This window comes from Burkholderia alba, assembly GCF_034721475.1.
In the GTDB taxonomy this organism is placed as follows: Bacteria; Pseudomonadota; Gammaproteobacteria; order Burkholderiales; family Burkholderiaceae; genus Burkholderia; species Burkholderia alba.
In genome coordinates this window covers 1-320 of record NZ_JAWJWL010000199.1, presented here as the reverse complement: position 1 = coordinate 320, position 320 = coordinate 1, and the positions used below count along the sequence as shown (strand labels likewise).

Annotated in this window: 1 protein-coding gene and 1 pseudogene; both read right to left on the bottom strand. The window is 70.9% G+C overall.

The genetic code is table 11. The annotated features are described in order from the left end of the window. Positions 1-96 (bottom strand): annotated as a pseudogene (locus RZR99_RS33220) (paraquat-inducible protein A); the annotation flags it as partial. Further along, on the bottom strand, positions 93-320 hold a 228-nt coding region (locus tag RZR99_RS33215; RefSeq protein WP_323123877.1), incomplete at its 5' end, for a paraquat-inducible protein A. The gene RZR99_RS33215 and the pseudogene RZR99_RS33220, both read right to left, overlap by 4 nt.

Below are 320 nucleotides of genomic sequence, written 5' to 3'. Positions count from 1 at the left end.
TTCCGCCGGGTGCGCGTCGGGATTCGCGAGCGTCTGCACGTGGCCGCAGGCATGGCAGCTCGCCATGCCCGCCCGGGCGGCGGTCACGATGCTCATCGGGCCGGCACCTCGTCGGCCGCGCCGGCGGCGCGGCGCGCATCCAGGTCGTCGGCGATGTCCCACAGCGTGCGCGGGTCGAACATCACGACGACGGCGAGCATCAGCGTCAGCGCGGCGAAAGCAAACAGCGCGGCTTCCGGGATCACGCGCGCGAGGGTCACCATCTTGACGATGGTGACGAGGATGCCGAGCATGAACACCTCGATCATCCCCCACGGCCG